General features: G+C 72.8%; 16 protein-coding genes and 1 pseudogene. 6 read left to right on the plus strand and 11 right to left on the minus strand.

Features of this window, described 5'->3' with window-relative positions:
• Both NUM_RS25565 and NUM_RS25570 read left to right on the plus strand, forming a co-directional pair.
• A partial coding sequence (locus NUM_RS25565) for an integrase core domain-containing protein (protein WP_207127477.1) occupies nt 1-298 on the plus strand: 298 nt, incomplete at its 5' end.
• 9 nt (nt 299-307) lie between these two features.
• Complete coding sequence (locus NUM_RS25570; protein WP_207127478.1) at nt 308-454, plus strand: hypothetical protein; 147 nt, start codon at nt 308-310, stop codon at nt 452-454.
• A 27-nt stretch (nt 455-481) separates the two neighbouring features.
• On the opposite strand, the gene NUM_RS25575 is transcribed toward NUM_RS25570, so the two are convergent.
• Together NUM_RS25575 and NUM_RS25580 are read right to left on the minus strand one after the other, a co-directional pair.
• Nucleotides 482-1,702: an RNA polymerase sigma factor gene (locus tag NUM_RS25575; RefSeq protein ID WP_225918853.1), complete on the minus strand. Its 1,221-nt coding sequence runs from the start codon at nt 1,700-1,702 to the stop codon at nt 482-484.
• 5 nt (nt 1,703-1,707) lie between these two features.
• Entirely contained in the window at nt 1,708-2,097 is a 390-nt protein-coding gene (locus NUM_RS25580; RefSeq protein WP_207127479.1) for a YciI family protein, read from the minus strand.
• 174 nt (nt 2,098-2,271) lie between these two features.
• On the opposite strand from NUM_RS25580, the gene NUM_RS25585 reads away from it, so the two are divergent.
• On the plus strand, nt 2,272-2,793 hold the full coding sequence (locus NUM_RS25585; RefSeq protein WP_207127480.1) for a DinB family protein: 522 nt from the start codon (nt 2,272-2,274) through the stop codon (nt 2,791-2,793).
• 49 nt (nt 2,794-2,842) lie between these two features.
• On the opposite strand, the gene NUM_RS25590 is transcribed toward NUM_RS25585, so the two are convergent.
• The 6 genes and pseudogenes from NUM_RS25590 to NUM_RS25620 form a co-directional block, all read right to left on the minus strand.
• Nucleotides 2,843-3,838 carry a fatty acid desaturase family protein gene (locus tag NUM_RS25590; protein ID WP_207127481.1) on the minus strand — a complete coding sequence of 332 codons (996 nt, stop codon included), beginning with the start codon at nt 3,836-3,838 and terminating at the stop codon, nt 2,843-2,845.
• Between the two features lie 194 nt (nt 3,839-4,032).
• Nucleotides 4,033-4,236, minus strand: a complete 204-nt coding sequence (locus NUM_RS25595) for a cold-shock protein (protein WP_030448490.1) — start codon at nt 4,234-4,236, stop codon at nt 4,033-4,035.
• Between the two features lie 315 nt (nt 4,237-4,551).
• Entirely contained in the window at nt 4,552-5,235 is a 684-nt protein-coding gene (locus tag NUM_RS25600) for a DUF4232 domain-containing protein (RefSeq protein WP_207127482.1), read from the minus strand.
• A gap of 112 nt (nt 5,236-5,347) precedes the next feature.
• Nucleotides 5,348-5,764, minus strand: a complete 417-nt coding sequence (locus NUM_RS25605) for a PaaI family thioesterase (RefSeq protein ID WP_225918854.1) — start codon at nt 5,762-5,764, stop codon at nt 5,348-5,350.
• Nucleotides 5,765-5,861: 97 nt separating this feature from the next.
• A pseudogene (locus NUM_RS37985) lies at nt 5,862-7,096 on the minus strand (metal-dependent hydrolase family protein).
• An 88-nt stretch (nt 7,097-7,184) separates the two neighbouring features.
• On the minus strand, nt 7,185-8,366 hold the full coding sequence (locus NUM_RS25620) for a phospholipase D-like domain-containing protein (protein ID WP_207127485.1): 1,182 nt from the start codon (nt 8,364-8,366) through the stop codon (nt 7,185-7,187).
• Nucleotides 8,367-8,495: 129 nt separating this feature from the next.
• Between NUM_RS25620 and NUM_RS25625 the strand changes: the two genes are divergently transcribed.
• Together NUM_RS25625 and NUM_RS25630 are read left to right on the plus strand one after the other, a co-directional pair.
• Nucleotides 8,496-9,362: a MurR/RpiR family transcriptional regulator gene (locus NUM_RS25625; protein ID WP_207127486.1), complete on the plus strand. Its 867-nt coding sequence runs from the start codon at nt 8,496-8,498 to the stop codon at nt 9,360-9,362.
• Nucleotides 9,363-9,405: 43 nt separating this feature from the next.
• Nucleotides 9,406-10,266, plus strand: coding sequence for a DMT family transporter (locus NUM_RS25630; protein ID WP_207127487.1), 861 nt, complete (start codon nt 9,406-9,408; stop codon nt 10,264-10,266).
• Nucleotides 10,267-10,396: 130 nt separating this feature from the next.
• Here NUM_RS25630 and NUM_RS25635 read toward each other — a convergent pair whose 3' ends face one another.
• Nucleotides 10,397-10,996, minus strand: a complete 600-nt coding sequence (locus NUM_RS25635; protein ID WP_207127488.1) for a TetR/AcrR family transcriptional regulator — start codon at nt 10,994-10,996, stop codon at nt 10,397-10,399.
• A 94-nt stretch (nt 10,997-11,090) separates the two neighbouring features.
• Here NUM_RS25635 and NUM_RS25640 point away from each other — a divergent pair, with 94 nt between their 5' ends.
• On the plus strand, nt 11,091-11,408 hold the full coding sequence (locus NUM_RS25640; RefSeq protein ID WP_207127489.1) for a putative quinol monooxygenase: 318 nt from the start codon (nt 11,091-11,093) through the stop codon (nt 11,406-11,408).
• Between the two features lie 7 nt (nt 11,409-11,415).
• Here the strand turns inward: NUM_RS25640 and NUM_RS25645 are convergent, their stop codons facing one another.
• Together NUM_RS25645 and NUM_RS25650 are read right to left on the minus strand one after the other, a co-directional pair.
• Nucleotides 11,416-12,333 carry an NADP-dependent oxidoreductase gene (locus NUM_RS25645; protein WP_207127490.1) on the minus strand — a complete coding sequence of 306 codons (918 nt, stop codon included), beginning with the start codon at nt 12,331-12,333 and terminating at the stop codon, nt 11,416-11,418.
• A gap of 103 nt (nt 12,334-12,436) precedes the next feature.
• Nucleotides 12,437-14,104, minus strand: coding sequence for a PucR family transcriptional regulator (locus tag NUM_RS25650; RefSeq protein WP_225918855.1), 1,668 nt, complete (start codon nt 14,102-14,104; stop codon nt 12,437-12,439).
• Between the last annotated feature and the right edge of the window lie 122 nt (nt 14,105-14,226).

Below are 14,226 nucleotides of genomic sequence, written 5' to 3' on the forward strand. Positions count from 1 at the left end.
CGGCGCCAACTACCGCGCGCACCGCTTCACCCGCATCGTGGCCAGCCACGGCGCCCGCCACCAACGCATCCGACCGTTCACACCCCGACACAACGGCAAGGTCGAACGCTACAACCGCATCCTGGCCGACGAACTGCTCTACACCCGAGCGTGGTCCAGCGAAGCCGAACGCGCCGCCGCCATCGACGTATGGAACGTTCACTACAACTACCATCGAGCACACACCGCCATCGGAGACCGCCCACCAGCCTCACGGCTGCACGCAGGCGTCACCAACGTCATGACCCAGAACAGCTAGGGGTGCGAGATGGGCGTTCGTGCGTGGTGGCAGCGGCTGTGGCGCCGGTGGCGGCGACCCGATCCGGGCGCCGAGACCATCGGTTCGGTCCGCACCAGGGGCAAGGAGCAGATCGCGAAGTACGACACCCGCTTCCGCGGCAACAACCCGTTCTAGACCGGTCCGACGCGGACGGCCCCGTCGCTACCGGCCGGTGGCGCGGGGCTCGCCGCTGCCGGCGAGACGGTTGAGGTAGCGCTGTTCGGGGATGCTGCGGGTCAGCTCGGCGGCCCGCCGGAACTCGGCGCGCGCCTGCTCGGTACGGCCGAGCCGGGCCAGCAGGTGCCCGCGGGCGGCGTGCGCGCGGTGGCTGGTGTCGGGCAGCTGGTCGAGCAGGTCGAGCCCGGCGGCGGCACCGTGTACCTCGGCGGTGGCCACGGCGAGCCCGAGCGCGGTGGCGGGGGAAGGCTCGACGCGGTCGAGCATCCGGTACAGGGCGAGGATCTGCGGCCAGTCGGTGGCGGCGGCGTCGGGCGCCTCGTCGTGCACCGCGGCGATCGCGGCGCGCAGCTGGAAGGCACCGACGTACCCGACCGGCAGGGTGCGTTCCAGCAGCGCGACGCCCTCGTCGATCAGCGCGCGCTGCCAGCGGCCGCGGTCCTGCTCGTCGAGCGGTACCAGGTCGCCGGCGCGGTCCAGCCGGGCCGGGCTGCGGGCGTGGGTGAGCAGCAGCAGGGTGAGCAGGCCGGCGTTCTCCGGGTCGGCGGGGGCGCGGTGCAGCAGCGTACGGGCCAGCCGCACCGCCGTCTCGGCGAGCAGCGGATCGGTGGCCTGCGGGCCGTCGGCGGCGAGGTGGGCCCGGGTGTACAGCAGCGAGATGGCGTGCCGGACCGCGAGCATGCGCACCGGCAGCTCGGCCGGCGGTGCGGGCGCGAACCGGGCACCGGCCCGCTTGAGCGTCGCCTTCGCCCGGCTGATGCGCTGCGCCACCGTCGACTCCGGTACGAACAGTCCGGCGGCGATCTCGGCGGTGGTGAGGCCGGCGACGGCGCGCAGCATCAGCGCGAGCTGCGAGGTGGGGGTCAGCGCCGGATGCGCGCACAGCACGAACAGGTCGAGCATGTCGTCGCCGCTGGTCGGCACCTCGGCCGGGGCGGCGCCGTCGAGGCGGGCCGCCTTCTCCTCCCGCGCCCGGCGGGCGGCGTCGGAGCGTTGCTGGTCGACCAGTCGCCTCGATGCCACCCGCAGCAGCCAGCCGGCCGGGTTGTCCGGTACCCCGTCGCGCGGCCACTGCTGCGCCGCCGCGACCAGCGCCAGCTGTACGGCGTCCTCGCAGTCGGCGAAGCTGCCGTACCGCCGGGACAGGGCGGCGAGCACGTGCGGCGCCTCCTGCCGCCACACGTGCTCGTACCGCGCCTCGGACACCGCGTTCAGTCCTCGGGGCCGACGCTCATGACCGGCCGCAGCTCGACGGTCTCGCCGGGCCCGGCGAACAGTTCGGCGATCTGCTCGGCGCGTTCCTGGCTTTCCACGTCGATCAGGAAGAACCCGGCGAAGTGTTCCTTGCCCTCCGCGTACGGGCCGTCCGAGACGACCCGGTCGCCGTCGCGCCACCGGAACAGCCGGGAGGTGGCCGGCGCGCCGAGCGCCTCGGCGTGCACGAACTCGCCCCGCTCCATCACCTGGGCGAATCCGTCCTCGAAGTCCTTGTTCAGCCGCGTGCGCTGGGCTTCGGGCAGCGCCTGGTGCTCGGGCAGGTAGTCCGAGGTGGGGTGGCCCCAGGGCTGCGGGTTGGAGTGGATCAGGATGACGTACTTCATCGAGTGCTCCTTGACGCGTCGGATCGGTCCGGAGGCGCATCGCCTCCACCATCATGTCGGGGCCGGTCGCCGGGTTCTCGACATCGCCCGTCCTCGACGATCTCCGGATCCGCGATCTCGAAGATTTCTCCGCCGCGATGTCGAAGCGGGCGGCCGCAGCTTCGACCTACGGGCATGACACAGCATCGAAGCCAGCCCGACCCGGTCACCACCGAACTGATCGCCTGGATCCAGCAGGCCACCAACCGCATCTGCCGCTCCGTCGACGGGCTGACCGAGGAGCAGGTACGCACCCCGGCCGCGCGGTCCGGCTGGACCATCGCCGGCCTGGTCGGGCACGTACACGACTCGACCTGGTTCTGGCTGCACCACGTCATCGCCGGCAACCCGATGCAGTTTCGCGACGACGACGAGTGGGACAACGATCCGGACCTGCCGTTCCCGCAGCTGCTGGAGCGGTTGCGGGAGGACACGGCGCGCGGCCTGGCCGCGGTCGCCCCGCGGGACAGCACCGACGCGCCCGGCTGGTGGCCGGAGGGGGCCTGGGGCGGCTACCGGCAGGACACCGTGCTCGGCGTGCTGGTGCACCTGCTCAACGACAACGTCGCCCACACCGGGCACCTCGACCTGGCCCGGGAGGCCATCGACGGCGGCGTGTGGGACTACGCGATCAACGGCATCCGCCGCCCGGCCTGATCCGCGCCCCGGCAGCCGGTGCCGGGGTACGGAGGTCGCGACGGTGGGGTCAGCGGCGCATGGCGAGCATCGGGCACTCGAACGGGTCGCGGGCGGCCAGCCCCACCTGGTTGAGGTAGCGGATCACGATCGCGTACGAGCGGGGCAGTGACGTCTCGGTGTAGGGGATGTCCCTGCCCTCGCAGTACTCGCGCACGATGGCGCGGGCGCGGGCCAGGTAGGGCCGCGGCATGCTGGGGAACAGGTGGTGCTCGATCTGGTAGTTCAGCCCGCCCATCAGCGCGCTCGCCCAGAAACGCCCCCGGATGTTGCGCGAGGTTCGTACCTGCTTGGTGAAGAAGTCGAGTTTCTCGTTCGCGCCGACCACCGGCATGCCCTTGTGGTTGGGCGCGAACGACGCGCCCATGTAGACGCCGAAGACGGCAAGTTGCACACCGCAGAATGCGGCGGCCACGCCCGGCGACAGGAACACGAACGCCGGCACGATGAGCAGCGCCAGGTGCGCGGCGATCAACCCGATCTCGGTCCACCGGCCGGTGACCCTGCCGCGGCCGAACAGGAACCGGATCGAACTGACGTGCAGATTGACGCCTTCCAGGGTCAGCAGCGGAAAGAACGCATAGCCCTGGCGCCGGTTCATCATGGCCAGGAATCCGCGCTGGGCGGCGGCGTCCTCGGGCCGGAACGACACGACACCCGGAGCGATGTCGGGGTCCTTGCCGACCCGATTCGGATTCCCGTGATGCCGGGTGTGTTTTCCCATCCACCACGAGTAGCTGATGCCGACCAGCAGCGTCCCGAGCAGCCGCCCGACGCGGTCGTTGGCCGGTCCGGAGGCGAAGATCTGCCGATGCGACGCCTCGTGCGCCAGGAACGCGAACTGGGTGCACACGACGCCGAGCACGCCGGCGATCAGCAACTGCCACCACGAGTCGCCCAGCAGCGCGAAGCCGACACCAGCACCGGCGACGGTCAGGCACAGCACCGCGAACACCAGCGCGTAGAACCAGCGGGCGCGGCGGAGCAGACCCAGCTCCCGCACCACCCGTGCGACCGCCTGGTACGAGCCGGTGAACTCGGTTGCTCGTTCCGCGCGGTCCTGCGTCGTACCCGTACCTGACGTGGAAATAGCCGCTCCCTGGTTGTGTCGGGGCCGGCGCCGAACCGTTGTCCGGCGGCGCCCGTGGCTCGATAGCAGGAAAGGGGCGCCCGCCGAACGGACGCCCCTTTCGTCACGAATCAGACGACCGAGACTCGCACGGCCTGCGGGCCGCGATTGCCCGGCTCGACCTCGAACTCGACCCGAGCCGCCTCGTCCAGGCTGCGGTAACCGGAGCCCTGGATGGCGGAGAAATGAACGAACAGGTCCTCGCCGCCGTCGTCCGGGCTGATGAACCCGAAACCCTTGTCGGCATTGAACCACTTCACGGTGCCCTGAGGCATGTGTCTCCCTCGATATTGCCTTACGGCGCAGCACTGGCACGTACGCCGGTCAACGCACACGGCTCACGAAGAAATTCGAGAAAAGAAACCGCGCCCGCTGTCAATTCTTGCGAGCGCCCTCAAAAAAACGACCACAAAAACCGTGGAACCATGTCGAGTACAGCACGCGCGGCCGGCACCGTCAACCCGACGTGCCGATGTCACCGGACACGTGCCCCGGCATCCACCGCGGCCACCCGCCTTCGGTGTCGTCGCTGGTCGGGGCCACGCCGCGGGTGCGGGACCGGGCTGCATCCGACGCGGCCGGCAGGCACCTCACCGCTCTGTGCCGGTACCGGAGCGCATCGCGGTGATCTCGCCGACGCCGACCCCGTGCGTCCCGCAGGCCCGGACCGCCAGCGGCACGTAGACGGCGGCCGTCTGGTCCGGCGGGTACACCCGCAGCCCCCGCACCGTCGTCGGCTTGCACGTGCCGGCGGGAAGGTTGCCGACCTGCGGGTACCGGAACGCGGCGTGCGCGGTGCCGCCCGGCGCCAGCGTCACGCTCTGGTACCTGCCGCCCTGACGGCTCGCGGCGCTGCCGACCTGGCGCCCCTGGTCGCCGGTCACGAACGAGACACCCGGATAACCCGCGGTCACGCAGCTGCGCTCACCCCGGTTGGTGAAGACCAGCTGCACCTGCACCGAGCCCATCGCCCCGGTGCGCTGCCCGGTCGTGACGCGCAACTGGCCGGTCGTGCAGGTGGCGATGCCGTGCCCGGGGCTGCCGGCCGGTTCACCGGTCGCCGCCGAGGTCGCCGGGCTCGACGTGGCCGTACTCGGTGTCGCCGTTGCCGCCGGGTGCGCCGCGGTCGTGCTCGGCGTCGGTGCCGCGGTGTGCGTGCCCTCCGCCGAGGGCGAACCACCGCCGCCGGTGCAGCCCGCCGATCCGAGCAGTGCCACGCAACCGGCCGCCGCGCAGGCGACACTCCAGTTCCTGGTCCCGTGCGAGAGCTTCATGACTCCGCCTCCCCGGGCCCCGGGCGGCGCTCGTGCAGCCGCCCCGAGCGGTAGCTGCCTCCCTCTCTCGTACTGCCCGACTCGGGTGCGTTTCATGCACCGAGCCGTGCGTTCAGCCGACGCGCCTGCTGGTGTTGACGGTGCCCTGCGCGGCCGCGCAGAGGGTCTCGTCGGCGCCGACACCGGTGTAGAGCTCCACCCGGCAGACCGCCTGCCGGTCGGTGTGGGTGAGCACCGAGGCGACCGCGCGCAGCACGTCCGGGGTGCCCGGCCGCACGTAGTCGATGGCCAGGCCGCGGGTGAGCACCGCGGGGCCGAGCACGCTGCCGGCGGCGAACGTGATCGCGTTGTCCGCCGCGTACGCCAGCACCCCGCCGTGCACGTACCCGAACTGCTGGAGCAGGTCGTCGCGCAGCGGGATGCGCAGTTCGGCCATCCCCGGCGCGAACGCGATCAGCTCCGCGCCGAGCAGCCGGCTGAACGGTTGCGCGGCCAGTACCGCCCGCGCCTGGTCGAGAGAGATCGTCACGGCCGCGATTGTGCCCCGGCCCGCAAGCCCGCCGCGACCGCACGGCGGGCGGTGAAACGACATCGCCCGCCGGACCCGGGCCGGCGGTGGCTCGCGATCAGCCGGCGGGTCGCTTGTGGACGGTGCCGGAGCGCATGACGAAGTCGACCCGGCCGGTGACCTGGATGTCGGTGAACGGGTTGCCCGGCATCGCGACCACGTCGGCGATCTTGCCGGCGGCGAGCACGCCGACCTCGTCCAACCGCAGCAGTTCGGCGGCGACGCTGGTGGCGGCGCGCAGCGCCCGCAGCGGGCTGATCCCGGTCGAGACCATCGCGCCGAACTCCCGCCAGTTGTCCCGGTGCGGGAACATCCCGGCGTCGGTACCGAAGGCGATCTTGACGTCGCTGGCGGCCAGACTTTCGGCGGCGGCCTCCAGCTCGGCGCCGTAGCGCACGAACTTGGCGCGCTTGTACGGCGGCTTGCCCCGCCAGTACGCGTCGTCGCCGGCTCGGCGCGCGTCGGTGAGGATGGTGTACTGCGTCGGCACCAGGAAGACCCCGGCGTCCTCGATCATCGCCAGCCCCTCGGCGGAGACCAGGTTGCCGTGGTCGATGCTGCGCACCCCGGCCCGCACCGCGCGCCGGGCCGCCTCGTCGCCGTAGCAGTGCGGGGTGACCGGCACGCCGAGGTCGGCCGCGGTGGCGACCAGCGTGTCCATCTCCTGCTGGCTGTAGGTGGTGTGTTCGGATCGTCGGACGGCGAACTGAATCCGCCGGTCGCGGCGAACTTGATCCAGTCGGCGCCGGCCCGGATCTCCTGCCGCACCAGGGTACGGATCTCGTCCGGCCCGTCGGCGGTCGCGAACTCCAGCCCGCGGATGCCGGGCTGGTACTGGTCGGCGAGGTTGGCGCTGAAGTCACCGTGCCCGCCGCGGGCGGACAGGATGTGCGGCGCCACCAGCATCCGCGGCCCCCGTACCAACCCGGCGGCGATCGCGTTGCGCAGGTCGATGGTCGGATGGTCCACGTCGCCGCAGCCCAGATCGCGGATCGTGGTGAAGCCGTTGTCCAGCAAGGCTTCCAGGATCGGCAGCGCGCGCAGCGTCTTCGCCGGGCTGGACAGCGGCCCGAGCTCGAGCAGGTTCGGAGTCAACCCGACGTGGGTGTGGCAGTCGATGAATCCGGGCGTGAGGGTGTGCCCGGGCAGGTCGATGGTCTCGGCGCCGGGCGGCGCGTCGATCGTCTCGGCGATCCGCTCGATCCGGTCGCCGACGACCAGGACCTGCCGCGGCACCGCCGTGTCGGCGATCCCGTCCCACACGCTCGCCCCGGTGATCAGCGTCGCCGTCATCAGTCACCCCCGCCCTCGGCCGCCCCTGACGCTAGCGGCCCCGGCGCCCCGCCGACGGCGATACCGCAAAGACCCACACCGGCGCCGGTCAGAGGCTGCTGCCGGTGTTGTAGGCGTCGTTGAAGTGGGCGTAGAAGGCGTCGTACATGGCCTGGCTGTCCTCGACCTTGACCAGGATCTCGTCGTTGTAGCGCAGCGCGGACGCGGTCAGGTTGTGCGAACCGGTGAACACCAGGGTGCGGTCGGCGGTGGACCCGGCATACCGGCCGTAGACGATGATCGCCTTGTCGTGCACCGGGGAGGTGTGCACCGGGATCCCGGCGGCCTTGAGCGTCGACAGCGGCTGGCTGTCGATCGAGCCGACGTCCACCCAGGTGTGACAGCCCTGCTGGTGCAGCGACACGAGCTTGTTCACCACCGCCATCCGGCCGCTGGTGATCGACGCCTCCATCACCCGCACCCGGCAGCTGTCGTCGGCGTCGAGATAGTTCAGCCGGTTCACGACCAGATCGGTGGTCTGCTCGGGCGAGGCGTAGACCTGCACGTTGGAGGCGGCCGAACCGAAGTAGCCGCGCGGCGCGGAGGCGACGTAGAAGTCGTTGTCCGGGTACGAGTTCTCCGCCCACATCGGGTCCCACAGCTGCGTGCTGAACCCGTCGTACAGCGTCTTGTCGCCGTAGACGGTGAAGGAGTTGTTGAACTCGTTCGCGCCCGACGCGTAGGTCATGTTCGGCGAGCCGAACCAGGTCACCCACTGGTGCTGGGTGCCCGCGGCGTCCGCCGTCTGCGAGAACAGCATGTACTTGGCGTGCATCAGCCCGGTGGAACTGGTCGACAGGCAGCCCCCGCCGTACGCCAGCGACGCGCTCCCGTGGTCGCACCAGTGGTGGTTGGCGCCCAGCAACGTGGCGAGCGCGGCGGGAGAGTCGTCGGTGGACTTCTGGTCCTCGCCGTTGTGCACCGCGTACACGTGCACGCCGCGCGACACCGCGGCGGCGATCGCGTCGTACACGATGTTCGCGCTGATGGAGTAGAGCGCGATGCGGATGCTGGAGCCGGCCGGCGCGCCGTTGATCAGCGCGATCATCTTCTGCAGCTGGGCGGTGTCCTGCCCGCCGTGGTCGACCGGGTCGTTGAACACGATGTCCACCGGCGAGCTGCCGATGGTGGTACTGACGGGGGCCTGGCCGGCCGCGGCCGGGTCGGCGCCGAACAGCGTGCTGGCCAGCAGCGCCAGCGCGACCGCGCCGGCACGGATCGGATACCGCATCGTGGCCTCCCGACGTCCGAACTGAACTCTTCGTACACCGTTGGAAGGTTTATGTCGAGATGCGGGCGCTGACTGAAGGTGCCTGCCGTCGAGGAAACTCTGTTTCCAATCATCGTGTAGTTTGGAAACGTGACTTCCTCCTTCCCGTTCGACCTCGCCGGACTGCGGGCCGGGCTGCAGGCCCGGCTGCCGGGGCTGCGGCGCAGCGACGCCGCAGTGGTCCGGCTCGCGCTCGACGAGCCCACCTTCCTGGTGTCGGCCACCACTGCCGAGGCCGCCGAACGTGCCGGCGTCTCCCCGGCCACCGTCGTCCGGGCCGCCCGTGCGGTCGGCTACGACGGCTTCAGCGAGTTCAAGCTCGCCCTCGCCCGCGCCTCCGGCGGCGTCAGCATCTTCGTGCCGCCGCGGCAGCTGTCCGAGGCCGCCACCACCGGCGAGCTGCAGGAGGCGATCCTGTCCAGCCACGCCGCGAGCATCGCCGCGATCCGCGGCACCCTCGACACCGCCGAGCTGGAGCGCGCGGTGACGCTGCTCGACGGCGCCGGCCGGATCCTCGTCGCCGGGTCCGGCACCTCCGCGTCGGTCGCGCTCGACGCCGCGTTCCGGTTCACCTCGATCGGGCTGATCGCCCAGGCCTCCGCCGACCACCTGTCCGCGATGGTGGTGGCCCGGCTGCTGACCGCCGCTGACGTGCTGGTCGCCGTCAGCTACACCGGCGTGACGCCGCAGACGATGGACATCGTCGAGGCGGCCAAGGCCGCCGGCGCCCGCGTCGTCGCCGTCACGAGCTTCACCGCCTCGCCGCTGGCCCGCACCGCCGACGTCACGCTGATCGCCGGCGGCGAGAACCTCGGCCGGCAACTCGCCGCCGCCAGCAGCCGGCTGGCCCACCTCGCCGTCGTCGACCTGCTGCACGCCGCCGTCGCCCGGGCCGACATGGACCGCACCCGCCGGGCCGAGCGCCTCGGCATCGAGCTGCCCGACGGTACGGCGTGACGCCGCTCGTCGCGCGCCCGGACCGCGGCCGCGGAGCGCGCTGATGTCACCGGCGATCGGGCTGGTGCTCGCGGCCGCGGTGCTGCACGCGATCTGGAACCTGGCCGCCAAGCGGTACCACGGGGACGGGTCGGTGTTCGTGTGGAGCTACATGGTGCTCGGCGCGGTGCTGTGCCTGCCGCTGGCCCTGCTCGCCCTGGCCCGCGATCCCGGCGCCTGGTCGTGGCGGTTGCTGATCGGCCCGCTGGTCTCCGCGCTGATCCACATCGTCTACTCGCTGGTCCTGCAGGCCGGGTACCGGCGGGCCGAGCTGACGGTGGTCTACCCGGTCGCCCGCGGGGTCGGTCCGCTGCTGACCATGGTCGTGGCCGTCGCGGCGCTGGGGGAGCGGCCCGGCCTGCCGGCGCTCGCCGGTGCCGCGCTGGTGCTGGCCGGCATCACCGTGGTCACCACCCTCAAGCGCCAACACGCCGGACGCCCCCTCGCCAACGGCCTCGGGTACGGCGCCGCCACCGGCGCGATGATCGCCGCGTACACGCTGTGGGACGACCACGCCGTCACCCGCTGGGACATCGCCCCGATCGTGTACTTCGGGCTCGCGGTGACGATGCAGGCCGCGCTGCTGACCCCGGCCGCGGTGCGCCGCCGGGACGCGATCCGGCCGGCGCTCACCCGGCACTGGCGCGAGATCGCGACCGTCGCCGTGCTGTCCCCGGCCGCCTACATCCTGGTACTGGTCGCGATGCAGCGGCTGCCGGTGACGATCGTGGCGCCGGCCCGCGAGTCGTCCATCGTGGTCGGCTCGCTGCTCGCCTGGTGGCTGTTCGCCGAGGCGCAGCCGCTGCGCCGGGTCGCCGGCGCGCTGGTCGTGCTCACCGGCATCACCCTGATCGCGCTGGCCTGACAACCCGGGCCCCGCCCTCGCCGATCACGGCGACGCGGCGGGGTCGTACCCGGGCCGTACCCGGCCGGCGGGGAAGCGGGCGCGGCGCCACCGGTGGCTCGGCGCCGGGCCGGGCCCGCCGGGGCGCCGGCTACCGCGCCCGCGACGATCGGGCGGGCTCCGGTGACCGGGTACCGGCACGGGCCCCGTCGAGGAACACCGCGACCACGCCCGCGGCAGCCTCCTCGGCGCCGAGTTGGCCGTCCGCGACCATCCCGAGCGCGGCCTTGACGAGGCCGCTGAGCAGTTCGGTCAGCAGCTCCGGGGCGAGGCCGGGGCGCAGCACGCCGTCGGCGATCCCCCGCCGGAACAGGTCCCGTACCGGTTCGGTCAGCAGGGCGTCGACGTCGGGATGGTCGTCGGTGCTGGCCTGGCCGGCGGACAGCGCCACGTACTTGCTGCCGACCGCGATGAACCCGCGTACCAGCCGGGCGATGGCCTGGTCGACCGGGAGGCCCTGCAGATCCGCGTCCGCCACCCGGGCCGCGAGCTCCTCGACGCCGGTGGTGGCCATCGCGCGCAGCAGCGCCTCGCGGTTCGGGAAGTACCGGTAGAGCGTGGCGCGGCTGACCCCGGCGGCGCGCGCGACCTCGTTCATGCTCACGATCCGGCCCCGCTCGGCCAGGCTCGCCGCGGCGCTGTCGACGATCGCGGCCGCGGTGCGGTCCCGCAGGGCGTCCCCCTTGCTCATGGCCGCATCGTACCGGCAGGTTGACAAGAAGGTCTCGTTGTAAGACAGTGATGTCTCATAAAGAGACACTGATGGCCAGTTCAGAGGAGACGCCATGACCGCGGACAGCAGGTTCAGCGTGTACGGGAAGATGACCGCGAAGGCGGGCCAGCGCGACGAGCTCGTCGCGCGGCTGGCGGAGCTGCTGCGGCTCGACACCCCCGGCCTGGAGTGGTGCGGCATCCACACCGCACTCGACGACCCCGACACCATCTGGGTCACCGAGATCTGGACCGACCAGGTGACCCACGACGCCGAGACCCGGTCCGAGGCCGTCGTCGCGGCCACCGGCCGGGTGCTGGAGCTGGTGGCCGCGCCGCCCGAAGGCTCCTACGGCCGGGTCGCGCACCTGCACGACGTGCGCGCCGGCTAGCGGCACGTCAGGGGTGCAGGACGATCTTGCCGTGGGTGTGGCCCTGCTCCAGGTCACGGAACGCCTCGCGGACCGACTCCAGCGGGTAGGCGCGCGCGATCGGCACCTCCAGCTCGCCGCCGGCGGCCAGCCGGGCCAGCTCGCCCAGCACCACCGCGGACGCCGCCGAACCCTCGCCGTAGGTACGGGCGCCGACCTTCGCCGCCGCCTGCCAGTCGCGGATCGTGTCGATGCGCTCCGGCCGCACCCCCAACGACACCGCCAACTCGACGTACCCGTTGCCGATCGTGTCGATGAACGCGTCCACCCGACCGCCGGCCGCGGCCCGGATCCGGTCGCCGACCCCGTCCCCGTACGCCACCGGCACCACGCCGTGCTCGGCCAGCCAGCCGTGATTGCGGGTACTGGCCAGCCCGATCACCGTCGCTCCCCGCCGGCGCGCCAGCTGCACGGCCAGCGAGCCGACCCCGCCGGCCGCGCCGGACACCACGACGGTGTCCGACGGCGTGGGATCGGTGGCGAACACCGTCGCGTACGCGGTGGTACCGGCGACGTAGAGGGCCCCGGCGACATCCCAGGACAGGCCCCGCGGCCGGTGCACCACGTGCACGTCGTCGGCCACCACGTACTGCGCGTGGCTGGCCCGCCGGTGGGTGAAGCCGAGCACCTCGTCGCCGACCGCGAACCCGCGTACCTCCGAGCCGAGCGCGACCACCACCCCGGCCAGGTCGCTGCCCTGCCCGGAGGGGAACGTCGCCGGCCAGCGGGCGTGCAGCCCGCCAGAGCGGATGTGCGCCTCGCCCGGCTGGATGCCGGCCGCCCGGACCTCGACCAGCAGCTGGTCGGGTCCCGGCTCCGGGCGCGGCACGTCCTCGACGCGCAGCACGTCGACCCCGCCGTACTCGTGGAACCGCACCGCCTTCATCGCGCCGCCACCGCCTTCCTCGCGAGTACCGGCGCCCGCCGGCACCGTCGCCAACCTCGCCGGCGGGGGCTGGCTTCCCCCGAACGACGGTTCGAGACCCAGGTCACGAGGACGGCGGCGGGAAGTCCATCAGGCGCAGTTCGAGCATGGCGGCGAAGCGGGCGTCCGGGTCGGTCAGGTCGATGCCGCCGACCTCGGTGAGCCGCCGCAGCCGGTACCGGAACGTGTTCGGGTGGGTGTGCAGCGCCGCAGCGGCGGCGGCCACGTCGCCGAACGCGGTCAGCCACGCGTGCAGCGTCTCCACCAGGCAGGTGCGCCGCTTGGCGTCGTAGGCCAGCAGCCGCGCCACCGGACCGCTCGGTTGGTCGCCGCGGGCCGCGGCGAGGTCGGCCAGCTCGATCAGCAGCGCCTCGACGTGCACGTCGGCGATCCGGGCGACCCCGGTCGCCTCGCGACCGCGACGCAGTACCCGCAGCGCCCGGTCGGCGCCGGCCCGGGACCGGGCCAACCCGGCGTGGTCGTGCGCGACCGAACCGACCCCGACCAGCACCCGGCGGCTGCTGCCGATCCGGCCCAGAAACTCCCGGGTCACCCGTACCGCGCGCTGCTCGGCGTCGCCCCGGTCCGGCCGGCAGCCGACGATGCCGTACCCGACGTCGCCGATCAGCGCGACCGCCGACCGCGGGTACACCGCGCTCAGGTGCATCGAGAACGCGTCGGCCAGCCGCTGCCGCTCGGCGACCAGCTGGGCGTGCGTGGCGGTCAACCCCTCGTCCTCGGCGCGGCCGACCGGCGTGAGCGCCAGGACCAGGCAGCTCTGCTCGGCCAGCCCGAGCCGGGTCAGCGCGTCCGCGGCGCCGGGCCCGGCCTCCAGCGCGGTCGCGACCAGGTCGGCGCGCAGCCGGCGTTCCACGTCGGCGCCGGCGCGCAGCCGCAGCAGGTGCAGCGCGACGAGCTTCGCCGCGTCCCGCAACGCCTGGGTGCGCTCGGCCGACAGCGGGGAGCGCACCGCCGCCCAGATGGAGCCGAGGATCTCGTCGCCGGCGCGGATCGCCAGCGCCACCCGGGGCAGCGCGATCTCCGGCGGCTCGACCGGCATCGGCGCCACCGCGATCGGGTCGTCGCTGCGGTACAGCTCGTGGAACACGCCGCGCTCCTCCAGGACGCGGGTGAACCGCTGCGGCACCTGGCGACCCAGGATCGTGGCGATCCGGGACGGGTCGGCCTCGTCCTGCCGACCGGAGAAGGCGAGCACCCGCGAGTTGCGGTCCTCGATCGTGACCGGCGCATCCAGCAGCGTGGAGATCGCGTTGGCCAGCGCGAACAGGTCGCCGGAGGGCATCCCGCCGAGCGTCTCCGGGCCGGTGTCGCCCACGTCGCCCTCGGCGATCAGCGACCGCAGCATCGCCGCGAGCTGGGTCCAGGACGCGCCGCGGGTCAGACCCAGCAGCGCCACCCCGGACCGCCGTACCGCGGCGGAGAGCCGCTCGTCGGGCGCCACCGGCGCGCGGACCACCAGCCCGGCCGCGCCGTGCTCACCCAGTTCGGTCAGCAGCGCGGCGATCTCCGCCGGCTCGTGCATCCCGACGCCGAGCACCAGCGCGCGCCGGGGCGTCGCCGGCTCGTCGAGCGGGTCGTGGATGACCACCCCGCCGACCTCGTCGACCGACTCGGGGTCGCCCGCGACGAGCTCGAGCAGGGTCGCGCCGAGATCCTCCAGGATCCGGCCCAGGCTAGCCCGCGGTCGTCCGGCGGTCACGGCGACAAGCACGTCCCCGACGGTAGGGCGTGCGGCCGGGCCCGGGTTTGGGCGAGCATGACGAAATCCTAGGTGGACTTCGTCGACCCCGACAGGACCCGAACGTGTTCGAGTCCGGCCGGGGCGCCGCGACG

This window comes from Actinocatenispora comari, from assembly GCF_017312725.1.
GTDB lineage: Bacteria > Actinomycetota > Actinomycetes > Mycobacteriales > Micromonosporaceae > Actinocatenispora > Actinocatenispora comari.